Genomic DNA, 24145 nt, shown 5'->3' on the forward strand with positions numbered 1-24145 from the left:
CCGTAGGACCCCCCGAGCGTCAGGCCCGCCCGCCCTCCGTACCGCCCGTGCGCGCCAGACGCGCCCCTGCCCGTGGGTCCGCCCGGCGCCGGACCCGCCGCATCGGACCGCCCGCCGCAGACGTACCGCCCGCCGCAGACGGACGCCCTCCGCGACGCCCCTCCGCGACGCCCGGCGGCCGTGGGCCGGGGCCGATGGGTGGGGCACCGTAGGCTTGGGCGCGTGCAGGAACTCCACGACGCTCCCCTCGCCCCCCTGACCACGTTCCGGCTCGGCGGCCCCGCCACGCGGCTGCTCACGGCCACCACCGACGACGACGTCGTCGCCGCCGTGCGCGAAGCCGACCGGTCCGGTACGCCGCTGCTGGTCATCGGTGGCGGGTCCAACCTGGTCATCGGTGACAAGGGCTTCGACGGCACCGCCCTGCGCGTCGCGACCCGCGGCCTCACCCTCGACGGCACCCGCCTGGAGCTCGCCGCGGGCGAGGTCTGGACCGACGCCGTCGCCCGCACCGTGGAGGCCGGGCTCGCCGGCGTCGAGTGCCTGGCCGGCATCCCCGGCTCCGCCGGCGCCACCCCCATCCAGAACGTCGGGGCGTACGGCCAGGAGGTCGCCACCACCCTCACCGAGGTCGTCGCGTACGACCGCCGCGCCGACGAGGTCGTCACGCTTTCCAACGCCGCCTGTGACTTCTCCTACCGGCACAGCCGCTTCAAGGCCCACCCGGACCGCTTCGTCGTCCTGCGCGTCCGGTTCGAGCTGGAGGACGCGCAGGGGCTGAGCGCCCCGATCCGGTACGCGGAGACCGCGCGTGCCCTCGGCGTCGAGCCGGGCGACCGCGTGCCCGTCGCCGCCGCCCGCGAGACCGTCCTCGCACTGCGCGCGGGCAAGGGCATGGTCCTCGACGCCGACGACCACGACACGTGGTCCGCCGGGTCGTTCTTCACCAACCCGATCCTCGACGACACCGCGTACGCCGCCTTCCTGGACCGCGTGCGCGACCGCCTCGGACCGGACGTCGCCCCGCCCGCCTACCCGGCCGGCGACGGCCGCACCAAGACGTCCGCCGCCTGGCTGATCGACCGGGCGGGGTTCACCAAGGGATACGGCGCGGGGCCCGCCCGTATCTCCACCAAGCACACCCTCGCCCTCACCAACCGCGGCCAGGCCACCACCGAGGACCTGCTCGCCCTCGCCCGCGAGGTCGTCGCGGGCGTGCGTGACGCGTTCGGCGTCACCCTCGTCAACGAGCCGGTGACGGTCGGCGTCAGCCTCTGACGCGGACCTTCCGCTGGGTCCTGGGTCCTGGGCCCCTTGGCCGGTCCGGGGCCGGGCCCAGGCCGTCCCAGGCCCCAGCCCCGGCCGGATCCCGCCCGGCCGGATCCCGCCCGGCCGGAGCGCGACGCCGTCCCGCCCCCCGGCCCGCCCTGTCCGGCTGCTCGCACGGCGAACGCCCGCTCTGTTCCTGACCCCTGCCCTGACCCCCGGCCCGCCCCGGTCCCGGTCCGGTTTCGCCTCAGCCCTCCGTCAGCCAGGTGTCGACGCCCGACAGGAGCTTCGCGCGGACGTCCTCCGGGGCCGCCGACGCGCGGATCGACTGTCGGGCCAGCTCCGCCAGCTCGGCGTCCGTGAAGCCGTGGTGATGACGGGCGAACTCGTACTGGTCCGCCAGCCGCGCCCCGAACAGCAGCGGGTCGTCCGCGCCGAGCGCCAGCGGCACGCCCGCGTCGAACAGCGTCCGCAGCGGTACCTGCTCGGGTTTCTCGTACACGCCGAGGGCGACGTTCGACGCCGGGCACACCTCGCAGGCCACGCCCTTCTCGGCCAGCCGTCGCAGCAGCCGCGGGTCCTCCGCGGCGCGCACGCCGTGGCCGATGCGGGACGCCTTCAGGTCGTCGAGGCAGTCCCGTACGGACGCCGGGCCCGTCAGCTCGCCGCCGTGCGGCACGGCCAGCAGCCCGCCCTCCCGGGCGATGGCGAACGCCCGGTCGAAGTCGCGCGCCATCCCGCGCCGCTCGTCGTTGGACAGCCCGAACCCCACGACCCCCCGGTCCGCGTACCGCACCGCCAGCCGGGCCAGCGTGCGGGCGTCCAGCGGGTGCTTCATCCGGTTCGCCGCGACCAGCACCCGCATCCCCAGGCCGGTCTCCCGCGAGGCGGCGTCCACGGCGTCCAGGATGATCTCCAGCGCGGGGATCAGCCCGCCCAGGCGCGGTGCGTACGACGTCGGGTCGACCTGGATCTCCAGCCAGCCCGACCCGTCCCGCACGTCCTCCTCGGCGGCCTCCCGCACCAGCCGCCGGATGTCCTCGGGCTCCCGCAGGCAGGACCGGGCGATGTCGTACAGCCGCTGGAAGCGGAACCAGCCCCGCTCGTCCGTGGCCCGCAGCCGGGGCGGCTCGCCGCCGGTCAGTGCCTCCGGCAGGTGGACGCCGTACTTGTCGGCCAGCTCCAGCAGGGTGGAGGGCCGCATCGACCCGGTGAAGTGCAGGTGCAGATGGGCCTTCGGCAGCTGTTGCAGATCGCGGACGTGCTCCATCCGGGGATCCTGCCGCAGAGCGGCGCCGCGAAACAGCCCTTTTCTCCGAACGGGTACGGCGGGAACGAAAGAACGGGCCCCGGCCGGTGGTCCGGCCGGGGCCCGTGGGCGCCCCCGCGCGCGGGGGCGGCGCTCATCGAGCACTCACCGAGCGCCCCCCGAGCACGCGTGGAGCGCTCAGTCGCGCGCCTCGGCGAGCAGCTTCTGCATCCGCGACACGCCCTCGACCAGGTCCTCGTCGCCGAGCGCGTACGAGAGCCGCAGGTACCCCGGGGTGCCGAAGGCCTCGCCCGGCACCACGGCCACCTCGACCTCGTCCAGGATCAGCGCCGCCAGCTCGACGGAGGTCTGCGGCCGCTGACCGCGGATGTCCTTGCCCAGCAGCCCCTTCACCGAGGGGTACGCGTAGAACGCGCCCTCCGGGGTCGGGCAGACCACGCCGTCGATCTCGTTGAGCATCCGCACGATGGTGCGGCGGCGCCGGTCGAACGCCTCGCGCATCTCCGCCACCGCGTCGAGGTTCCCGGAGACGGCGGCGAGCGCGGCCACCTGGGCGACGTTGGAGACGTTCGACGTGGCGTGCGACTGGAGGTTCGTCGCGGCCTTCACGACGTCCTTCGGGCCGACGATCCACCCCACGCGCCAGCCGGTCATCGCGTACGTCTTCGCCACGCCGTTGACGACGACGCACTTGTCGCGCAGTTCCGGCACGAGCGCCGGCAGCGAGGTGAAGGCGGCGTCGCCGTACACCAGGTGCTCGTAGATCTCGTCGGTCAGGACCCACAGGCCGTGCTCGACGGCCCAGCGGCCGATCGCCTCGGCGTCCTCGCGCGGGTAGACGGCGCCGGTCGGGTTCGACGGGGAGACGAACAGGACGACCTTGGTCCGCTCGGTGCGGGCGGCCTCCAGCTGCTCCACGGAGACGCGGTAACCGGTCGTCTCGTCCGCGACGACCTCCACCGGCACGCCGCCGGCGAGGCGGATCGACTCCGGGTAGGTCGTCCAGTACGGGGCCGGGACGATGACCTCGTCACCCGGGTCGAGGATCGCGGCGAACGCCTCGTAGATCGCCTGCTTGCCGCCGTTGGTCACCAGGACCTGCGAGGCGTCGACCTCGTAGCCGGAGTCGCGCAGCGTCTTGGCGGCGATCGCGGACTTCAGCTCCGGCAGGCCGCCGGCCGGGGTGTAGCGGTGGTACTTCGGGTTCCGGCAGGCCTCCACGGCCGCCTCGACGATGTAGTCGGGCGTCGGGAAGTCCGGCTCGCCCGCGCCGAAGCCGATCACCGGGCGCCCGGCGGCCTTCAGGGCCTTGGCCTTGGCGTCGACGGCGAGGGTCGCGGACTCGGAGATCGCGCCGATGCGGGCGGAGACCCGGCGCTCGGTCGGAGAGGTTGCAGCGCTCATGCGGCCCATGCTCCCAGACCCCGTGGGGGGCCAGGACCCGGGTTTCACCCACCGGACGTCCGTGCCCGACCCGTGGCCCCGGGGCGCGAGCGCCCCCGCCGGAGCCCGACCGGGAGCCCGGTAAGGCTCCGGCAAACGTTCGTCCGAACCGGCGGACGGACCCCGGCGGAGGCCCGTCCGGTCCCGTCGGGAGTCTCGCCGGAGCCCGGCCGGGGCCCCGCCGCAAGGGCGTGGCGGGGTGGCGCGGCGGGCGCCGGGCCGGGGGCGGGCAGGGTTCCGGCCGCAGACCGGCGGGAGGTCCCCGGCGGCGGCCGGGGGAGGTGGCGCGGAGCCCGCCGGGGCTTTCTGTTCGACGCGGAGGCGCTGACCACGTACACTCTCTGCTCGTTGGCCCTCACCGGCCGGTCCGCGAGGCACTTCTGCGGATGCGGTAGGTTGGGGGAGAACCACAAAGGGTCGTAGCTCAATTGGTAGAGCACTGGTCTCCAAAACCAGCGGTTGGGGGTTCAAGTCCCTCCGGCCCTGCTACACACACCGCCAGGTTGTGTGCGCAGGTATGTACTTCATTGCACCGCCGTGCGGCTCCACCCGGGCGCGGCACGGCCGACCCGGAATCAGGTGAGATACGTGACGGACGCCGTAGGCTCCATCGACATGCCTGATGCTGAGGACGAAGCGCCGGAGTCCAAGAAGAAGACCCGCAAGGGCGGCAAGCGCGCCAAGAGGGGCCCGCTGGGCCGTCTCGCGCTCTTCTACCGTCAGATCGTCGCCGAGCTGCGCAAGGTCGTCTGGCCGACGCGGAACCAGCTGACCACGTACACGACGGTCGTCATCATCTTCGTCGTCATCATGATCGGTATGGTGACCGCCATCGACTTCGGCTTCCAGGAAGCAGTCAAGTACGTCTTCGGCTGATTCCCGCGGAGGGCGCCCACCCGGCGCCCCTTTTCGCATGTTCCACCCCATCTGTATCCAGGAAGAAGCAGCCACCGTGTCTGACCCGAACCTGAACGAGTCCGCCCAGGACGAGCTCGACGTCGTCGAGGCGGCCGACGAGGACCAGGCGGAAGCTGCGGACGCCGCTGTCGGCGAGGCGCCCGAGGACATCGACCTCCTCGTCGAGGACGACGCCGTCGTGGCCGGCGAGGACGAGGACGCGGCGGACGTCGCCGACCTCGACACCGACGCCGATGAGGACGCCGGACCCGTCGAGGACACCGACGACCTCGAGGTCGCCGAGGGCGCCGAGGCCGTCGAGGACGAGGACGCCATCGAGCCGGCGGACGCCGACGACGAGACCGACGGGGCCGAGGCCGAGCCGGCCGCTCCCGTCGACGCGGTCGCCGCGCTCCGCGAGGAGCTGCGCGGCCTGCCCGGCGAGTGGTACGTCATCCACACCTACGCGGGCTACGAGAAGCGCGTGAAGGCCAACCTGGAGCAGCGCGCCGTCTCGCTCAACGTCGAGGACTTCATCTACCAGGCCGAGGTCCCCGAGGAAGAGATCGTCCAGATCAAGAACGGCGAGCGCAAGAACGTCAAGCAGAACAAGCTGCCCGGCTACGTGCTCGTCCGCATGGATCTGACGAACGAGTCGTGGGGCGTCGTGCGCAACACGCCGGGCGTCACCGGCTTCGTCGGCAACGCCTACGACCCGTACCCGCTGACCCTGGACGAGATCGTCAAGATGCTCGCCCCCGAGGCCGAGGAGAAGGCCGCCCGCGAGGCCGCCGAGGCCGAGGGCAAGCCGGCTCCGGCCCGCAAGGTCGAGGTCCAGGTGCTCGACTTCGAGGTCGGCGACTCCGTCACCGTCACCGACGGTCCGTTCGCGACGCTCCAGGCGACCATCAACGAGATCAACGCCGACTCGAAGAAGGTCAAGGGTCTCGTCGAGATCTTCGGCCGCGAGACGCCGGTCGAGCTGAGCTTCGACCAGATCCAGAAGAACTGACCCAGGTCGGTCCTCCCGAGCAGGTCAGAGTGGCGTGCGCGCCCTCTGACCTGCTCGGTTTTTGGCCGGGCGGTCATACCCGTTATCGTTGTGCGGTATGCCTCCATCCGGATGATGTCGGACGACATCGAACGGCATCGGATGGCGGCCGAACACTCTCACTAGGACCCGGAGAGAGCTATGCCTCCCAAGAAGAAGAAGGTCACGGGGCTCATCAAGCTCCAGATCCAGGCCGGCGCGGCCAACCCGGCCCCGCCGGTCGGCCCCGCGCTGGGTCAGCACGGCGTCAACATCATGGAGTTCTGCAAGGCCTACAACGCCGCGACCGAGTCGCAGCGTGGCTGGGTCATCCCGGTGGAGATCACGGTCTACGAGGACCGCTCCTTCACCTTCATCACGAAGACGCCCCCGGCGTCGCGGATGATCCTCAAGGCCGCTGGTGTGGAGAAGGGCTCCGGCGAGCCGCACAAGACCAAGGTCGCCAAGCTCACGAGCGCCCAGGTCCGCGAGATCGCCACGACCAAGATGCCCGACCTGAACGCGAACGACCTGGACGCCGCGGAGAAGATCATCGCCGGCACCGCCCGTTCCATGGGCATCACGGTCGAGGGCTGAACAGCTCCCGTCTGACCTCTCTGTGGAAGGGCCAGCGCCGGCCCGCACCACGACTCCATACCTGAAAGCAGGAGAAGAAGTGAAGCGCAGCAAGGCTCTCCGCGGCGCGGACGCCAAGGTCGACCGGGAGCGGAACTACGCCCCCCTCGAGGCCGTCCGTCTCGCCAAGGACACCGCCGCCACCAAGTTCGACGGCACCGTCGAGGTCGCCTTCCGCCTGGGCGTCGACCCGCGCAAGGCCGACCAGATGGTCCGTGGCACCGTGAACCTTCCGCACGGCACCGGTAAGACCGCCCGGGTCCTGGTCTTCGCGACCGGTGACCGTGCTGCGGCCGCGGAGGCCGCGGGCGCCGACATCGTCGGCTCCGACGAACTGATCGACGAGGTCGCGAAGGGCCGTCTGGACTTCGACGCCGTCGTCGCCACCCCGGACCTCATGGGCAAGGTCGGCCGCCTCGGCCGCGTTCTCGGCCCGCGTGGTCTGATGCCGAACCCGAAGACCGGCACCGTCACGATGGACGTCGCCAAGGCCGTCACCGAGATCAAGGGCGGCAAGATCGAGTTCCGCGTCGACAAGCACTCGAACCTGCACTTCATCATCGGCAAGGTCTCCTTCGACGAGACGAAGCTGGTCGAGAACTACGCGGCCGCGCTGGAGGAGATCCTCCGTCTGAAGCCGTCCGCCGCGAAGGGCCGCTACATCAAGAAGGCGACCCTCTCCACCACGATGGGCCCCGGCATCCCGCTGGACGCCAACCGCACCCGCAACCTCCTCGTCGAGGAGGACCCGGCCGCCGTCTGACCGGGTCGAGCCTGACGGCTCACGGGGAAAGCCCCACCGGCCCCCGCCCCTCTTCGGAGGAGCGGGGGCCGGTCCCTTTTCCCCACCCCCACCGGCTGTCAGTCCCATGGGTTAGCGTTCTGCAGGTCGGAAATTCGAACATGGGGGTGGGGATGAACGTCTCCGTACGCAGGCTTCTGGGCGTCCCGGCGGTGGCCGCGGTCGTGCTCGCGGGGGCCGTGGGCTGTCAGGGCGGCGACAAGAAGGCGGCCGAGGCGCCGCGCGACGGACTCCGGTGGTCCTCGCCCGCCCAGGTCATCCAGGCGGCGTACGAGAAGACCGCCGCGGCGAAGTCGGCGAAGATCCGCATGACGATGACCATGCCGGCCGGCGTCGAGGGCATGGCCGGCGGCGGCGAGATGACGATGTCCGGGGTCATGGGGTGGGACCCGGGCGTGATGGACATGACCGTCGAGGGCGGCGCGCTGAACCAGGCACAGGGCGGCCCCGGCACCTCCCGTCTGATCATGGCCGACGAGGTCATGTACATGGACATGGGTGAGAAGGCCCCCGCGGAGCTGGGCGGCAAGCGCTGGATCAAGATGGACCTCAAGGCCATGGCGGACCTGTCCGGCGACGCCGCGGTGCGCCGGCAGATGACCGGCAGCCTGGAGAACATCAACCAGGACCCGGCCAAGCAGCTCGCCCTGCTGCTGGACTCGCCGAACCTGAAGCACGTCGGCCCGGAGAAGGTCGACGGCGTCGAGACCCAGCACTACAAGGGACGGCTCACCGTCGACGAGATGGTCGCCTCCAACAAGTCGCTCGCGGTGCTCTCCGCGAAGGAGCGCGCCGAGCTGGTCGCCTCGCTGAAGGAGGGCGGTCTCAAGGCGTACGACACCGACGTGTGGGTCGACGGTGACGGCTACCCGGTGAAGATGGACATCGGCATGGAGACGCCGCAGGGCACCTTCGACATCGCCGTGGCCTACTCCGACTACGGCACCGCCGCCGCCGTGCAGGCCCCGCCCGCCGGCGAGACCTTCGACTTCATGGAGGTCCTGGAGAAGCTCGGCGCCGCCGCCCGCGACACCGAGGGCCCGCAGGACGCCGGGGCCGGCACGGGCACCGACGGAGCCGGCACGGCCTGAGCGCGGCGGCGTGCCGGCGGCCGGACCGCGGGCTCACCGCGGTCCGAGCACGGCCTGACAGCGGTACGGGCCCCCGCGCCCTCACCGCGGTCCGAGCACGGCCTGACGGCGGTACGGGCCCCCCGCGGCCTCACCGCACGGCCTCGCCGCCGCCCGACCGGCGGTACGAGCGGAACCCGAGCCGGTCCAAGCCGGTCCGCGTGGGGCCCGCGTGCCGCCGGCACCCCGCCTCACCCCGGCCCCGCCCTCCGGCCCATCCCCGGCCCCGTACCGCGTCCCCGGCCCCACCCCGTTCCGCTGACGACCGGCCGATTTGCTTGACGGCAGCCCGGTCCCGTACTCTTCCACAGAAGCCAAAGACCGCTGGTCGCAGCCGTGCCCCCAGGGCACAGCCGCCGAAGGATCCGCTAGCTACGGACGACCCGCGCAGGTGACAGTGGTAGTACTCCCGGGCAAGCCGTCCGGTCGAGTCACGCCCCGTGCGCCTGCGCCGGGGCGTTTCGTTTTGCCCAGTCTCCTTCCTTCAGCCATCGCGGTCCGAATCACCCGGAAGGAGGCCGAGGCTCATGGCGAGGCCCGACAAGTCTGCTGCGGTTGCCGAGCTGACGGACAAGTTCCGCAGCTCCAACGCCGCCGTGCTGACCGAGTACCGCGGTCTCACCGTGGCACAGCTCAAGCAGCTGCGCCGTTCGCTCGGTGAGAACGCCCAGTACGCCGTGGTGAAGAACACGCTGACCAAGATTGCGGCCAACGAGGCCGGGATCACGTCGCTGGACGACCAGTTCAATGGTCCGACGGCGGTCGCCTTCATCACCGGTGACCCGGTGACGTCGGCGAAGGGTCTTCGTGACTTCGCCAAGGACAACCCGAACCTCATCATCAAGGGCGGTGTCCTTGACGGTAAGGCGCTGTCCGCCGATGAGATCAAGAAGCTTGCGGACCTCGAGTCCCGCGAGGTTCTGCTCGCCAAGCTGGCGGGTGCCATGAAGGGCAAGCAGTCCCAGGCTGCCGCGCTCTTCCAGGCGCTCCCGTCGAAGCTCGTCCGCACCGTGGACGCGCTTCGCGCCAAGCAGGCCGAGCAGGGCGGTGCCGAGTAACTCGGCTCGCACATTGATCGCCGCCTGACCAGGGCGACGGTCACAGCGGGCCCCACGTACGCCCGCCACACATGTACATCCCGGCACCAGCCGAATTAGTGGAAGGACCGCCATCATGGCGAAGCTGTCTCAGGAAGACCTGCTCGCGCAGTTCGAGGAGATGACCCTCATCGAGCTCGCCGCGTTCGTGTCGGCGTTCGAGGAGAAGTTCGACGTCACCGCCGCCGCCCCGGTCGCCGTTGCCGCCGCCGGCGCCCCGGGCGCCCCGGCCGAGGCCGCTGAGGAGAAGGACGAGTTCGACGTCATCCTCACCGGCGCCGGTGACAAGAAGATCCAGGTCATCAAGGTCGTGCGTGAGCTGACCTCCCTGGGCCTGAAGGAGGCCAAGGACCTCGTCGACGGCACCCCGAAGCCGGTCCTCGAGAAGGTCAACAAGGAGCAGGCCGACAAGGCCGCCGAGGCCCTCAAGGGCGCCGGTGCGGCCGTCGAGGTCAAGTGACCTCCTGCGGGTCTCCTGACTCGCGCTGACGCCCGCTGAGGGCGTTCCGAAGGGCGATCACCCATCCGGGTGGTCGCCCTTCGGCGTTGCCGTGGTGCCTGTCGTGCGACGGGCACCCCGAGGAGTATGGTGATCTTCGCCGTGCGCCCCGCGGAGCCGGGGGCCTTGACGAACCGCACGCCGCGCGCAATTCTCAGGACGCGTCGTCACAACGATCCGGATCCGAGGCATGGATCGACGACCGAACGGGCAGTATCGATGTGCGCCGACGGGCGCGAGGTGCCGCGGAGATGAGAACAACGAGGGTCGCGAATTGCTCGCCCTGGACATCAGTGGGCCAAGTGGCTACACTGACCCTTTGCGCTGCCTGTTAGCTGCTCCCTGCCCGTCACCAGGGGCATACCCCGCGAGAGCACAGATGACCGAATGCCCTGACCTGGGATTTCGGGTCTCCTTGCTCGGCTGGGGACCGGTACGCGCGTAGTGAGTCCGAGCCCTCGGAAGGACCCCCTCTTGGCCGCCTCGCGCAACGCCTCGACCGCGAATACGAACAACGGCGCAAGCACCGCCCCGCTGCGCATCTCCTTTGCAAAGATCAAGGAGCCCCTCGAGGTTCCGAACCTCCTCGCGCTGCAGACCGAGAGCTTTGACTGGCTGCTCGGCAACGCCGCGTGGAAGGCTCGTGTCGAGGCGGCTCTCGAGAACGGACAGGACGTCCCCACCAAGTCCGGTCTGGAGGAGATCTTCGAGGAGATCTCGCCGATCGAGGACTTCTCCGGGTCGATGTCGCTGACCTTCCGCGACCACCGCTTCGAGCCTCCGAAGAACTCCATCGACGAGTGCAAGGAGCGCGACTTCACGTACGCCGCGCCGCTCTTCGTCACGGCCGAGTTCACCAACAACGAGACCGGCGAGATCAAGTCCCAGACGGTCTTCATGGGCGACTTCCCGCTCATGACGAACAAGGGCACCTTCGTCATCAACGGCACCGAGCGTGTCGTGGTGTCCCAGCTGGTCCGCTCGCCGGGTGTCTACTTCGACTCCTCCATCGACAAGACGTCCGACAAGGACATCTTCTCCGCCAAGATCATCCCGTCCCGGGGTGCCTGGCTGGAGATGGAGATCGACAAGCGCGACATGGTCGGTGTCCGCATCGACCGCAAGCGCAAGCAGTCCGTGACCGTCCTCCTCAAGGCGCTCGGCTGGACCACCGAGCAGATCCTCCAGGAGTTCGGCGAGTACGAGTCGATGCGCGCCACCCTGGAGAAGGACCACACCCAGGGCCAGGACGACGCGCTGCTCGACATCTACCGCAAGCTGCGCCCGGGCGAGCCCCCGACGCGTGAGGCCGCGCAGACGCTGCTCGAGAACCTCTACTTCAACCCCAAGCGCTACGACCTGGCCAAGGTCGGACGCTACAAGGTGAACAAGAAGCTCGGGGCCGACGCGCCGCTCGACGCCGGCGTCCTGACCGTCGACGACGTCATCGCGACGATCAAGTACCTGGTGCAGCTGCACGCCGGCGAGACCGAGACGGTCGGTGCCAACGGCACCACGATCGTCGTCGAGACCGACGACATCGACCACTTCGGCAACCGTCGTCTGCGCAACGTCGGCGAGCTCATCCAGAACCAGGTCCGCACGGGTCTGGCCCGGATGGAGCGCGTCGTGCGCGAGCGCATGACGACCCAGGACGTCGAGGCCATCACGCCGCAGACCCTGATCAACATCCGGCCGGTCGTCGCCTCCATCAAGGAGTTCTTCGGCACCAGCCAGCTGTCGCAGTTCATGGACCAGAACAACCCGCTGTCCGGGCTGACGCACAAGCGTCGTCTGTCCGCGCTCGGCCCGGGTGGTCTCTCCCGTGAGCGGGCCGGCTTCGAGGTCCGTGACGTGCACCCCTCGCACTACGGCCGCATGTGCCCGATCGAGACGCCCGAAGGCCCGAACATCGGTCTGATCGGCTCGCTCGCCTCCTACGGCCGGGTCAACGCGTTCGGCTTCGTCGAGACGCCGTACCGCAAGGTCGTCGACGGCCAGGTCACCGACGAGGTGGACTACCTGACCGCCGACGAAGAGGACCGCTTCGTCATCGCGCAGGCCAACGCGACGCTCAACGACGACCTCCGGTTCGCCGAGAACCGCGTCCTCGTGCGCCGCCGCGGCGGTGAGGTCGACTACGTCAGCCCGCAGGACGTCGACTACATGGACGTCTCGCCGCGCCAGATGGTGTCGGTCGCGACCGCCATGATCCCGTTCCTCGAGCACGACGACGCCAACCGCGCCCTCATGGGCGCGAACATGATGCGCCAGGCCGTTCCGCTGATCCAGTCGGAGTCCCCGCTGGTCGGCACCGGCATGGAGTACCGCTCCGCCGTCGACGCCGGTGACGTCGTCAAGGCGGAGAAGGACGGTGTGGTCCAGGAGCTCTCCGCGGACTACATCACCGTCGCCAACGACGACGGCACGTACATCACGTACCGCCTGGCCAAGTTCGCCCGCTCCAACCAGGGCACCTCGGTCAACCAGAAGGTCGTCGTCGCCGAGGGCGACCGGGTCGTCGAGGGCCAGGTCCTCGCCGACGGTCCGGCCACCCAGAACGGCGAGATGGCGCTCGGCAAGAACCTCCTCGTGGCGTTCATGCCGTGGGAGGGCCACAACTACGAGGACGCGATCATCCTGTCGCAGCGCCTCGTCCAGGACGACGTCCTCTCCTCGATCCACATCGAGGAGCACGAGGTCGACGCCCGTGACACCAAGCTGGGCCCCGAGGAGATCACCCGGGACATCCCGAACGTCTCCGAGGAGGTCCTCGCCGACCTCGACGAGCGCGGCATCATCCGCATCGGTGCCGAGGTCGTCGCCGGCGACATCCTGGTCGGCAAGGTCACGCCCAAGGGCGAGACCGAGCTGACGCCGGAGGAGCGCCTGCTCCGCGCGATCTTCGGTGAGAAGGCCCGCGAGGTCCGCGACACCTCGCTGAAGGTGCCGCACGGCGAGGTCGGCAAGATCATCGGCGTCCGCGTCTTCGACCGCGAGGAGGGCGACGAGCTGCCCCCGGGCGTGAACCAGCTGGTCCGCGTCTACGTCGCGCAGAAGCGCAAGATCACCGACGGTGACAAGCTCGCCGGCCGCCACGGCAACAAGGGCGTCATCTCCAAGATCCTGCCGATCGAGGACATGCCGTTCCTGGAGGACGGCACCCCGGTCGACATCATCCTCAACCCGCTGGGCGTCCCGTCCCGAATGAACCCGGGACAGGTCCTGGAGATCCACCTCGGCTGGCTCGCCAGTCAGGGTTGGGACGTCTCCGGCCTCGCCGAGGACTGGGCCAAGCGGCTCCAGCTCATCGGCGCCGACGTGGTCGAGCCCCGCACGAACGTCGCGACCCCGGTCTTCGACGGTGCGCGCGAGGACGAGCTGGCGGGCCTGCTGGAGAACACCCTGCCGAACCGCGACGGCGACCGCATGGTGCTGCCGACCGGCAAGGCGCGCCTGTTCGACGGCCGCTCCGGCGAGCCGTTCCCGGACCCGATCTCGGTCGGGTACATGTACATCCTCAAGCTCCACCACCTGGTCGACGACAAGCTTCACGCCCGGTCGACCGGCCCGTACTCGATGATCACCCAGCAGCCGCTGGGTGGTAAGGCTCAGTTCGGTGGCCAGCGCTTCGGTGAGATGGAGGTGTGGGCGCTGGAGGCTTACGGCGCCGCGTACGCCCTCCAGGAGCTCCTGACCATCAAGTCCGACGACGTCACCGGCCGCGTGAAGGTCTACGAGGCCATCGTCAAGGGCGAGAACATCCCCGAGCCCGGCATCCCGGAGTCCTTCAAGGTGCTCATCAAGGAGATGCAGTCCCTGTGCCTCAACGTGGAGGTGCTGTCCTCGGACGGCATGTCCATCGAGATGCGCGACACCGACGAGGACGTCTTCCGCGCTGCGGAGGAACTCGGTATCGACCTGTCCCGGCGCGAGCCGAGCAGCGTCGAAGAGGTCTGACGGGTCGGCCGGCCGGATCTCCCATCCGGCCGGCCTCCCAGCGACCCGTACAGACCATTGATTGACACAACCCTGAGAGGGATTGACGCATAGTGCTCGACGTCAACTTCTTCGACGAGCTGCGGATCGGCCTGGCCACCGCGGACGACATCCGACAGTGGTCCCACGGCGAAGTCAAGAAGCCGGAGACCATCAACTACCGCACCCTCAAGCCCGAGAAGGACGGACTCTTCTGCGAGAAGATCTTCGGCCCCACCCGGGACTGGGAGTGCTACTGCGGCAAGTACAAGCGTGTCCGCTTCAAGGGCATCATCTGTGAGCGGTGTGGCGTCGAGGTCACCCGCGCCAAGGTGCGCCGCGAGCGGATGGGCCACATCGAGCTCGCCGCCCCCGTCACCCACATCTGGTACTTCAAGGGCGTCCCGTCCCGGCTCGGCTACCTGCTGGACCTCGCCCCGAAGGACCTGGAGAAGGTCATCTACTTCGCGGCGTACATGATCACGTACGTCGACGAGGAGCGCCGCCAGCGCGACCTGCCGTCGCTGGAGGCCCACGTCTCCGTCGAGCGCCAGCAGATCGAGCAGCGCCGCGACGCCGACCTCGAGGCCCGCGCCAAGAAGCTCGAGACCGATCTGGCCGAGCTGGAGGCCGAGGGCGCCAAGGCCGACGTGCGCCGCAAGGTCCGCGAGGGCGCCGAGCGCGAGATGAAGCAGCTGCGCGACCGCGCCCAGCGCGAGATCGACCGTCTCGACGAGGTGTGGAGCCGCTTCAAGAACCTCAAGGTCCAGGACCTCGAGGGCGACGAGCTGCTCTACCGCGAGCTGCGCGACCGCTTCGGCACCTACTTCGACGGCTCGATGGGCGCCGCCGCGCTGCAGAAGCGCCTGGAGTCCTTCGACCTCGACGAGGAGGCCGAGCGCCTCCGCGAGATCATCCGTACCGGCAAGGGCCAGAAGAAGACCCGCGCGCTCAAGCGCCTCAAGGTCGTCTCCGCCTTCCTGCAGACCAGCAACAGCCCCAAGGGCATGGTGCTGGACTGCGTCCCGGTGATCCCGCCGGACCTGCGTCCGATGGTGCAGCTGGACGGTGGCCGCTTCGCGACCTCCGACCTGAACGACCTGTACCGCCGCGTCATCAACCGCAACAACCGTCTGAAGCGGCTTCTCGACCTCGGCGCGCCCGAGATCATCGTGAACAACGAGAAGCGCATGCTCCAGGAGGCCGTCGACGCGCTCTTCGACAACGGCCGCCGCGGTCGCCCGGTCACCGGTCCCGGTAACCGCCCGCTGAAGTCCCTCAGCGACATGCTGAAGGGCAAGCAGGGTCGCTTCCGTCAGAACCTGCTCGGCAAGCGAGTCGACTACTCGGCGCGTTCCGTCATCGTCGTCGGCCCGCAGCTCAAGCTGCACCAGTGCGGTCTGCCCAAGGCCATGGCGCTGGAGCTCTTCAAGCCGTTCGTGATGAAGCGCCTGGTGGACCTGAACCACGCGCAGAACATCAAGTCGGCGAAGCGCATGGTCGAGCGCGGCCGCACGGTCGTGTACGACGTGCTCGAAGAGGTCATCGCCGAGCACCCGGTGCTGCTGAACCGTGCGCCCACGCTGCACCGCCTCGGCATCCAGGCCTTCGAGCCGCAGCTGGTCGAGGGCAAGGCCATCCAGATCCACCCGCTCGTCTGCACCGCGTTCAACGCGGACTTCGACGGTGACCAGATGGCCGTCCACCTGCCGCTCTCCGCGGAGGCGCAGGCCGAGGCGCGCATCCTGATGCTGTCCTCGAACAACATCCTCAAGCCGGCCGACGGCCGTCCCGTCACCATGCCGACCCAGGACATGGTGCTGGGCCTCTTCTTCCTCACCACGGACGAGGAGGAGCGCGAGGTCAAGGGTGAGGGCCGCGCCTTCAACTCGACCGCCGAGGCGATCATGGCCTTCGACGCCCGGGAGCTCTCGCTCCAGGCGAAGGTCGACATCCGCTTCCCGATCGGCTCCGTCCCGCCCCGCGGCTGGACCCCGCCGGTCGAGGAGGAGGGTGACGAGGGCCTCGGTCCCTGGCAGCAGGGCGACTCGTTCCGTCTGCGGACGACCCTGGGCCGCGCGCTCTTCAACGAGCTGCTGCCCGAGGACTACCCGTTCGTCGACTACACGGTCGGCAAGAAGCAGCTCTCCGAGATCGTCAACGACCTCGCCGAGCGCTACCCCAAGGTCATCGTGGCGGCGACGCTCGACAACCTGAAGGCGGCCGGCTTCTTCTGGGCCACCCGCTCCGGCGTCACCGTCGCCATCTCGGACGTCGTCGTCCCGGAGGCGAAGAAGGCGATCGTCGCCGAGTACGAGGCGCGCGACGAGAAGGTCCAGAAGCAGTACGAGCGTGGTCTGATCACCAAGGACGAGCGCACGCAGGAGCTCATCCAGATCTGGACCGAGGCGACCAACAAGGTCGCCGACGCGATGAACGAGAACTTCCCGAAGACGAACCCGATCTTCATGATGGTGAACTCGGGCGCTCGAGGAAACATGATGCAGATGCGCCAGATTGCGGGTATGCGCGGTCTGGTGTCGAACGCCAAGAACGAGACGATCCCGCGTCCGATCAAGGCGTCCTTCCGCGAGGGCCTGTCCGTGCTGGAGTACTTCATCTCCACCCACGGTGCCCGTAAGGGTCTGGCCGACACCGCCCTGCGTACCGCCGACTCGGGTTACCTGACCCGTCGTCTGGTGGACGTCTCGCAGGACGTGATCATCCGCGAGGAGGACTGCGGCACCGACCGCGGTCTGAAGCTGCGGATCGGTTCGAAGGACGAGGCCGGCATCCTGCGCAAGGCGGAGGACGTCGAGACCTCCGTGTACGCCCGGATGCTCGCCGAGGACGTCGTCGTGGACGGCAAGGTCATCGCGCCGGCCAACGTCGACCTCGGTGACGTGCTCATCGACCAGCTCATCGCGGCGGGTGTCGAGCAGGTCAAGACCCGCTCGGTCCTCACCTGCGAGTCCGCGGTCGGCACGTGTGCGTACTGCTACGGCCGTTCGCTCGCGACCGGCAAGCTGGTCGACATCGGCGAGGCGGTCGGCATCATCGCCGCCCAGTCCATCGGTGAGCCCGGTACTCAGCTGACGATGCGTACCTTCCACACCGGTGGTGTGGCCGGTGACGACATCACGCAGGGTCTGCCGCGTGTCGTCGAGCTCTTCGAGGCCCGCTCCCCGAAGGGCATGGCCCCGATCGCCGAGGCGTCGGGCCGGGTCCGCATCGAGGAGACCGAGAAGACCAAGAAGATCGTCATCACGCCGGACGACGGCAGCGACGAGACGGCCTACCCGATCTCGAAGCGCGCCCGTGTCCTGGTCGGCGAGGGCGACCACGTCGAGGTGGGCCAGAAGCTCACCGTGGGTACCGAGAACCCGCACGACGTGCTGCGCATCCTCGGTCAGCGGGCCGTCCAGGTCCACCTGGTCGGCGAGGTGCAGAAGGTCTACAACTCGCAGGGCGTGTCGATTCACGACAAGCACATCGAGATCATCATCCGGCAGATGCTCCGCCGCGTGACGATCATCGAGTCCGGCGACGCGGAGCTGCTGCCGGGCGAGCTCGTCGAGCGCTCGCGCTTCGAGCAGGAGAACCGTCGTGTGGTCACGGAAGGCGGCCACCCGGCCTCCGGCCGTCCGCAGCTGATGGGTATCACCAAGGCGTCGCTGGCGACGGAGTCGTGGCTGTCCGCGGCCTCCTTCCAGGAGACGACCAGGGTCCTGACGGACGCGGCGATCAACGCCAAGTCCGACTCCCTGATCGGCCTCAAGGAGAACGTCATCATCGGTAAGCTCATCCCGGCCGGTACGGGCCTGTCCCGCTACCGCAACATCCGGGTCGAGCCGACCGAGGAGGCCAAGGCCGCGATGTACTCGGCCGTCGGCTACGACGACATCGACTACTCGCCGTTCGGCACCGGCTCCGGCCAGGCCGTTCCGCTGGAGGACTACGACTACGGTCCGTACAACCAGTAAGCGCGCAGTCTGATCGGAGGGCGGCACCCCGTCGTGGGACGGGGTGCCGCCCTCCGGCGCGTCCGGGGCCGGTCACCGGCTGGGCCACCGGCCGGGCCGCCCGCCGGCAGGCAGCCGGGCCGGGGGCTCGGCCGGGCGCCCGGTCCGGGCCTCTCGGATGCCGACGGGTCCGGGCCTGTCGGGTGCCGACGGGTCCGGGGTCTGTCGGGGTGCGGGCCTGGTCCGGGGTCTGTCGGGGTGCGGGCCTGGTCCGGGGTCTGTCGGGGTGCGGGCCTGGTCCGGGGTCTGTCGGGGTGCGGGCCTGGTCCGGGGTCGTGACTCCGCAACCCGGTCCGGGGGTCTCGGCCCGCGGGCGCGGCCCACGGCACGTGGACGCGGGGCCGGCGCGCGGTACCAGGGACATGGGCGCGTCCGGCGGTACCCCGACACGGGTGCGGCCGCATCGCCCGGTCACGGTCCGGGCCGCCGCGCCTGGACCTGGTCCCAGTCCGCGGTACCCCGACACGGGTTCGCCCCGCGGCACCCGGACATGGGTCCGGTCCCCAGCGCCCCGTCACGGGGTCGGCCGGCAGTACCCCGACACGGGTGCGGCGGGCATCGCGCGGTCATGGGCCCGGGCCGCCGCGTCTGGTCGTGGTCCCAGTCCGCGCTGCGCGGTCACGGGCCCGGCGCGCAGCGCCTGTACGCGGGTCCGGGCCCCAGCACCCCGTCGCGGGTTCGGCCGCAACGCCCGACGGGTGCGGCCGCGACGCGCGGTCACGGTCCGGGCCGCCGTGCCTGGACGCGGTCCGGGACCGGAGCAACCCGTCACGTCCACCCCGCGGCACCCGGACACCGGCTCCGGCCGGCAAGCGCCGGGGGCGGTACCCGGGCGGGGGTCCGGGCCGCAGACCTCTTCGCGGGTCCGGTCGGCGGCGTCCTGCACAGGCCGGGGCCGCAGCACACCGGCGCGGCAGTCGGATAGGGGTCCGGGGTTTGTGGCACCCCGACGCGGGTCCGGGTTGTGGCACCCCGGCACGGGCCCGGCACCCCGACGAGTGTCCGGCACCCAGACGCGGGTCCGGGCCGCGGCACCCCGGCACGGGGTCGGGTCGGGGCTGGTCGGGGGTCGCGGGTGGCCGCCGGGCAGTCGCGTCGGTCACGTCGCTGCGGCCGCCCGGCAGTCGCGTCGGTCACGTCGGTCCGGCCGCGCGACCCGGCCACTCCTCGTACGAATGTCCGTGTGCCCGCCCGGAGGCGGCTCGCGGGGCGCCGGAGCGTGCGGCGGTCGGCGCGGACCCGCGGGCCCGTACGAGCCCCGCGGCGCTCGCGGTACGAGGGCGGCGCCTCCTGTTCCGCGCGGGCCTCCAGAGGCGCCCAGGCGGGCGGGAAGAGGCAGTTCAGGGCGGCGACGGGGGTGTGGCCGGGGCCCGGCGGGGGGTCCGGCCGCCCGCCCGGCCGATCACCCGTGCGGGGGGCGGTCTCCGGCCGGTCGTGACTGATCTTCGGCGTGGCATTTGTTTTGACCGGAGTCCATGCGATAGGTACGCTCAGACCTTGTGCCTGGGGTGTGCCTGGGCTCCTGTGCGTGTCTTCAACCGCACGGCGAGTCCTCAAGGGCCACCGCAATTCGCGCTCCTCCCCGCCCGGGGCGGGGGTTCGGCGGATTCGACACACCCGACCGCGTGGGTCGGCGACGTTCCAGGTTAGCTTCACTACACGGCACACAGAAACCGGAGAAGTAGTGCCTACGATCCAGCAGCTGGTCCGGAAGGGCCGGCAGGACAAGGTCGAGAAGAACAAGACGCCCGCCCTCGAGGGTTCCCCTCAGCGCCGCGGCGTCTGCACGCGTGTGTTCACGACCACCCCGAAGAAGCCGAACTCGGCCCTCCGCAAGGTCGCGCGTGTGCGTCTGACCTCCGGGATCGAGGTCACGGCCTACATTCCGGGTGAGGGACACAACCTGCAGGAGCACTCCATCGTGCTCGTGCGTGGTGGCCGTGTGAAGGACCTGCCGGGTGTTCGCTACAAGATCATCCGCGGTTCGCTCGACACCCAGGGTGTCAAGAACCGCAAGCAGGCCCGCAGCCGCTACGGCGCCAAGAAGGAGAAGTAAGAATGCCTCGTAAGGGCCCCGCCCCGAAGCGCCCGGTCATCATCGACCCGGTCTACGGTTCTCCTCTGGTGACCTCGCTCATCAACAAGATCCTGCTCAACGGCAAGCGTTCCACCGCCGAGCGCATCGTGTACGGCGCCATGGAGGGCCTCCGTGAGAAGACCGGCGCGGACCCGGTCATCACGCTGAAGCGCGCGCTCGAGAACGTCAAGCCGGCTCTCGAGGTGAAGTCCCGCCGTGTCGGTGGCGCCACCTACCAGGTGCCGATCGAGGTCAAGCCCGGTCGCGCTTCCACCCTCGCCCTGCGCTGGCTCGTGGGCTACTCGCGCGCCCGTCGCGAGAAGACCATGACCGAGCGCCTGATGAACGAGCTGCTGGACGCCTCGAACGGCCTCGGCGCCTCGGTCAAGAAGCGCGAGGACACGCACAAGATGGCCGAGTCCAACAAGGCCTTCGCGCACTACCGCTGGTAGTCGCACCCACATCGAGACCGAGAGAAGACTGAAGCCTTATGGCTACCACTTCGCTTGACCTGGCCAAGGTCCGCAACATCGGGATCATGGCCCACATCGACGCGGGCAAGACGACCACCACCGAGCGCATCCTCTTCTACACCGGTGTTTCGTACAAGATCGGTGAGGTCCACGACGGCGCTGCCACGATGGACTGGATGGAGCAGGAGCAGGAGCGCGGCATCACGATCACGTCCGCCGCGACGACCTGCCACTGGTCGCTCGAGGACGTCGATCACACCATCAACATCATCGACACCCCGGGTCACGTCGACTTCACCGTCGAGGTGGAGCGTTCGCTCCGCGTCCTCGACGGCGCCGTGACGGTGTTCGACGGTGTGGCCGGTGTGGAGCCGCAGTCCGAGACCGTGTGGCGGCAGGCGGACCGTTACGGCGTTCCGCGCATCTGCTTCGTCAACAAGCTCGACCGTACGGGCGCCGAGTTCCACCGCTGCGTGGACATGATCTCGGACCGCCTGGGCGCGCAGCCGCTCGTCATGCAGCTGCCGATCGGTGCCGAGGCGGACTTCAAGGGCGTCATCGACCTGGTCCGCATGAAGGCGCTGGTCTGGTCCGCCGAGGCCGCCAAGGGCGAGATGTACGACGTCGTCGACATCCCGGACACCCACACCGAGGCCGCCGAGGAGTACCGCAACAAGCTCATCGAGGCTGTCGCGGAGAACGACGAAGAGATCATGGAGCTGTACCTGGAGGGCCAGGAGCCTTCCGAGGAGCAGCTGTACGCCGCGATCCGTCGTATCACCATCGCCTCCGGCAAGGGCACCGGCACCACGGTGACCCCGGTGTTCTGCGGTACCGCGTTCAAGAACAAGGGCGTCCAGCCCCTGCTCGACGCGGTCGTGCGCTACCTGCCGTCGCCCGTCGACATCGAGGCCATCGAGGGCCACGACGTCAAGGACGCCGAGACGGTCGTGAAGCGCAAGCCGTCCGACGACGAGCCGCTGTCGGCGCTGGCGTTCAAGATCATGAGCGACCCGCACCTCGGCAAGCTCACCTTCGTCCGGATCTACTCCGGTCGCCTGGAGTCCGGCACCTCGGTGCTGAACTCCGTCAAGGGCAAGAGGGAGCGCATCGGCAAGATCTACCGCATGCACGCGAACAAGCGTGAGGAGATCGACTCGGTGGGCGCCGGCGACATCATCGCCGTCATGGGTCTGAAGCAGACCACGACCGGTGAGACGCTGTGCGACGAGAAGTCCCCGGTGATCCTGGAGTCCATGGACTTCCCGGCGCCGGTGATCGAGGTCGCCATCGAGCCGAAGTCCAAGGGTGACCAGGAGAAGCTGGGTGTCGCCATCCAGCGTCTCGCGGAGGAGGACCCCTCCTTCCAGGTGCACACCAACGAGGAGACCGGCCAGACCGTCATCGGCGGTATGGGCGAGCTTCACCTCGAGGTCCTCGTCGACCGCATGAAGCGCGAGTTCAAGGTCGAGGCCAACGTCGGCAAGCCGCAGGTCGCGTACCGTGAGACGATCCGCAAGGCCGTCGAGCGCGTGGACTACACCCACAAGAAGCAGACCGGTGGTACCGGTCAGTTCGCCAAGGTGCAGATCGCGGTCGAGCCCATCGAGGGCGGCGACGCCTCGTACGAGTTCGTGAACAAGGTGACCGGTGGTCGCATCCCGAAGGAGTACATCCCTTCGGTCGACGCCGGTGCGCAGGAGGCCATGCAGTTCGGCATCCTCGCCGGGTACGAGATGACCGGCGTGCGCGTCACGCTGCTCGACGGTGCCTACCACGAGGTCGACTCCTCCGAGCTCGCCTTCAAGATCGCCGGCTCGCAGGCCTTCAAGGAGGCCGCGCGCAAGGCGTCCCCCGTGCTCCTCGAGCCGATGATGGCCGTCGAGGTCACCACGCCCGAGGACTACATGGGTGACGTGATCGGTGACATCAACTCCCGCCGTGGCCAGATCCAGGCCATGGAGGAGCGTGCCGGTGCCCGTGTCGTCAAGGGCCTGGTGCCGCTGTCGGAGATGTTCGGCTACGTCGGCGACCTCCGCAGCAAGACCTCGGGTCGCGCAAGCTACTCGATGCAGTTCGACTCCTACGCCGAGGTTCCCCGGAACGTCGCCGAGGAGATCATCGCGAAGGCCAAGGGCGAGTAACTCCACCGAGTTCACGCTTTAGGCTTGTCACCGGATACACCGGGGCGTTCTGCCGCACACCGCGCGAGCGGAGTGGCGGAACGTCCCCGGGGCCGGCATCCCAGCAAAGATCACCTGGCGCCGATGAGTAAGGCGTACAGAACCACTCCACAGGAGGACCCCAGTGGCGAAGGCGAAGTTCGAGCGGACTAAGCCGCACGTCAACATCGGCACCATCGGTCACATCGACCACGGTAAGACGACCCTCACGGCCGCCATTACCAAGGTGCTGCACGACAAGTACCCGGACCTGAACGAGGCCTCGGCCTTCGATCAGATCGACAAGGCTCCTGAGGAGCGTCAGCGCGGTATCACCATCTCCATCGCGCACGTCGAGTACCAGACGGAGTCGCGTCACTACGCGCACGTCGACTGCCCGGGTCACGCGGACTACATCAAGAACATGATCACCGGTGCGGCCCAGATGGACGGTGCCATCCTCGTGGTCGCCGCCACCGACGGCCCGATGCCGCAGACCAAGGAGCACGTGCTCCTGGCCCGCCAGGTCGGCGTGCCGTACATCGTCGTCGCCCTGAACAAGGCCGACATGGTGGACGACGAGGAGATCCTGGAGCTCGTCGAGCTCGAGGTGCGTGAGCTCCTCTCCGAGTACGAGTTCCCGGGCGACGACCTCCCGGTCGTCAAGGTCTCGGCGCTCAAGGCGCTCGAGGGCGACGCCGAGTGGGGCCAGTCCGTCCTCGACCTGATGAAGGCCGTCGACGAGTCCATCCCGCAGCCCGAGCGTGACGTCGACAAGCCGTTCCTGATGCCGATCGAGGACGTCTTCACGATCACCGGTCGTGGCACCGTCGTCACCGGCCGTATCGAGCGTGGTGTCCTCAAGGTCAACGAGACCGTCGACATCGTCGGTATCAAGCAGGAGAAGACCACCACCACGGTCACCGGCATCGAGATGTTCCGCAAGCTGCTCGACGAGGGCCAGGCCGGTGAGAACGTCGGTCTGCTCCTCCGTGGCATCAAGCGCGAGGACGTCGAGCGCGGCCAGGTCATCATCAAGCCGGGCTCGGTCACCCCGCACACCGAGTTCGAGGCGCAGGCGTACATCCTGTCCAAGGACGAGGGTGGCCGGCACACGCCGTTCTTCAACAACTACCGCCCGCAGTTCTACTTCCGTACCACGGACGTGACCGGCGTCGTGACCCTCCCCGAGGGCACCGAGATGGTCATGCCGGGCGACAACACCACCATGTCGGTCTCGCTGATCCAGCCGGTCGCCATGGAGGAGGGCCTCAAGTTCGCCATCCGTGAGGGTGGCCGGACCGTCGGCGCCGGCCAGGTCACCAAGATCGTCAAGTAAGCTCCGCTTGCTCGACGGCCT

Annotated in this window: 16 protein-coding genes and 1 tRNA gene; 15 read left to right on the forward strand and 2 right to left on the reverse strand. The window is 69.3% G+C overall.

Annotated elements, in window-relative coordinates; all coding sequences use genetic code 11:
* Nucleotides 1-222 precede the first annotated feature (222 nt).
* Nucleotides 223-1278: a UDP-N-acetylmuramate dehydrogenase gene (locus tag NRO40_RS17800; RefSeq protein WP_058942699.1), complete on the forward strand. Its 1056-nt coding sequence runs from the start codon at nucleotides 223-225 to the stop codon at nucleotides 1276-1278.
* Between the two features lie 238 nt (nucleotides 1279-1516).
* Here NRO40_RS17800 and NRO40_RS17805 read toward each other — a convergent pair whose 3' ends face one another.
* Complete coding sequence (locus NRO40_RS17805) at nucleotides 1517-2539, reverse strand: adenosine deaminase (protein ID WP_058942700.1); 1023 nt, start codon at nucleotides 2537-2539, stop codon at nucleotides 1517-1519.
* 177 nt (nucleotides 2540-2716) lie between these two features.
* Entirely contained in the window at nucleotides 2717-3943 is a 1227-nt protein-coding gene (locus NRO40_RS17810; RefSeq protein WP_058942701.1) for a pyridoxal phosphate-dependent aminotransferase, read from the reverse strand.
* Nucleotides 3944-4395: 452 nt separating this feature from the next.
* On the opposite strand from NRO40_RS17810, the gene NRO40_RS17815 reads away from it, so the two are divergent.
* The 14 genes from NRO40_RS17815 (at nucleotide 4396) to tuf (ending at nucleotide 24124) form a co-directional block, all read left to right on the forward strand.
* Nucleotides 4396-4468, forward strand: a tRNA-Trp gene (locus tag NRO40_RS17815).
* Nucleotides 4469-4570: 102 nt separating this feature from the next.
* A complete protein-coding gene (secE, locus tag NRO40_RS17820) occupies nucleotides 4571-4858 on the forward strand; it encodes a preprotein translocase subunit SecE (protein ID WP_058942702.1) in 288 nt (95 codons plus the stop codon).
* Nucleotides 4859-4934: 76 nt separating this feature from the next.
* On the forward strand, nucleotides 4935-5891 hold the full coding sequence (nusG, locus tag NRO40_RS17825; RefSeq protein ID WP_058942703.1) for a transcription termination/antitermination protein NusG: 957 nt from the start codon (nucleotides 4935-4937) through the stop codon (nucleotides 5889-5891).
* 180 nt (nucleotides 5892-6071) lie between these two features.
* On the forward strand, nucleotides 6072-6506 hold the full coding sequence (rplK, locus tag NRO40_RS17830) for a 50S ribosomal protein L11 (protein WP_023587070.1): 435 nt from the start codon (nucleotides 6072-6074) through the stop codon (nucleotides 6504-6506).
* A gap of 79 nt (nucleotides 6507-6585) precedes the next feature.
* Complete coding sequence (rplA, locus tag NRO40_RS17835; protein ID WP_058942704.1) at nucleotides 6586-7308, forward strand: 50S ribosomal protein L1; 723 nt, start codon at nucleotides 6586-6588, stop codon at nucleotides 7306-7308.
* 152 nt (nucleotides 7309-7460) lie between these two features.
* Complete coding sequence (locus tag NRO40_RS17840) at nucleotides 7461-8438, forward strand: LolA-like protein (RefSeq protein ID WP_058942705.1); 978 nt, start codon at nucleotides 7461-7463, stop codon at nucleotides 8436-8438.
* Between the two features lie 566 nt (nucleotides 8439-9004).
* Nucleotides 9005-9535, forward strand: coding sequence for a 50S ribosomal protein L10 (gene rplJ / locus NRO40_RS17845; RefSeq protein WP_058942706.1), 531 nt, complete (start codon nucleotides 9005-9007; stop codon nucleotides 9533-9535).
* A gap of 115 nt (nucleotides 9536-9650) precedes the next feature.
* A complete protein-coding gene (rplL, locus tag NRO40_RS17850) occupies nucleotides 9651-10034 on the forward strand; it encodes a 50S ribosomal protein L7/L12 (protein WP_058942707.1) in 384 nt (127 codons plus the stop codon).
* Between the two features lie 513 nt (nucleotides 10035-10547).
* Nucleotides 10548-14033, forward strand: coding sequence for a DNA-directed RNA polymerase subunit beta (gene rpoB / locus NRO40_RS17855; protein ID WP_058942708.1), 3486 nt, complete (start codon nucleotides 10548-10550; stop codon nucleotides 14031-14033).
* Nucleotides 14034-14125: 92 nt separating this feature from the next.
* Entirely contained in the window at nucleotides 14126-18034 is a 3909-nt protein-coding gene (locus tag NRO40_RS17860; protein WP_058942709.1) for a DNA-directed RNA polymerase subunit beta', read from the forward strand.
* Nucleotides 18035-19757: 1723 nt separating this feature from the next.
* Nucleotides 19758-20129 (forward strand): 30S ribosomal protein S12, encoded by a 372-nt coding sequence (gene rpsL / locus NRO40_RS17865; RefSeq protein WP_003948652.1) that lies wholly within the window; start codon nucleotides 19758-19760, stop codon nucleotides 20127-20129.
* Between the two features lie 2 nt (nucleotides 20130-20131).
* Nucleotides 20132-20602, forward strand: a complete 471-nt coding sequence (rpsG, locus tag NRO40_RS17870) for a 30S ribosomal protein S7 (protein WP_058942710.1) — start codon at nucleotides 20132-20134, stop codon at nucleotides 20600-20602.
* 38 nt (nucleotides 20603-20640) lie between these two features.
* Nucleotides 20641-22767 (forward strand): elongation factor G, encoded by a 2127-nt coding sequence (gene fusA, locus NRO40_RS17875; protein ID WP_058942711.1) that lies wholly within the window; start codon nucleotides 20641-20643, stop codon nucleotides 22765-22767.
* 163 nt (nucleotides 22768-22930) lie between these two features.
* A complete protein-coding gene (gene tuf, locus NRO40_RS17880) occupies nucleotides 22931-24124 on the forward strand; it encodes an elongation factor Tu (RefSeq protein ID WP_058942712.1) in 1194 nt (397 codons plus the stop codon).
* Nucleotides 24125-24145 lie beyond the last annotated feature (21 nt).

Origin of the sequence: Streptomyces changanensis, from assembly GCF_024600715.1 — a bacterium.
Classification (GTDB): Bacteria; Actinomycetota; Actinomycetes; order Streptomycetales; family Streptomycetaceae; genus Streptomyces; species Streptomyces changanensis.

Coding starts and splice junctions, on each gene's coding strand:
- NRO40_RS17805 (WP_058942700.1), bottom strand. CDS start 2,539: ATGGAGCACGTCCGCGATCTGCAACAGCTGCCGAAGGCCCATCTGCAC.
- NRO40_RS17810 (WP_058942701.1), bottom strand. CDS start 3,943: ATGAGCGCTGCAACCTCTCCGACCGAGCGCCGGGTCTCCGCCCGCATC.
- rplK (WP_023587070.1), top strand. CDS start 6,072: ATGCCTCCCAAGAAGAAGAAGGTCACGGGGCTCATCAAGCTCCAGATC.
- NRO40_RS17840 (WP_058942705.1), top strand. CDS start 7,461: ATGAACGTCTCCGTACGCAGGCTTCTGGGCGTCCCGGCGGTGGCCGCG.
- rplJ (WP_058942706.1), top strand. CDS start 9,005: ATGGCGAGGCCCGACAAGTCTGCTGCGGTTGCCGAGCTGACGGACAAG.
- rplL (WP_058942707.1), top strand. CDS start 9,651: ATGGCGAAGCTGTCTCAGGAAGACCTGCTCGCGCAGTTCGAGGAGATG.
- rpsG (WP_058942710.1), top strand. CDS start 20,132: ATGCCTCGTAAGGGCCCCGCCCCGAAGCGCCCGGTCATCATCGACCCG.
- fusA (WP_058942711.1), top strand. CDS start 20,641: ATGGCTACCACTTCGCTTGACCTGGCCAAGGTCCGCAACATCGGGATC.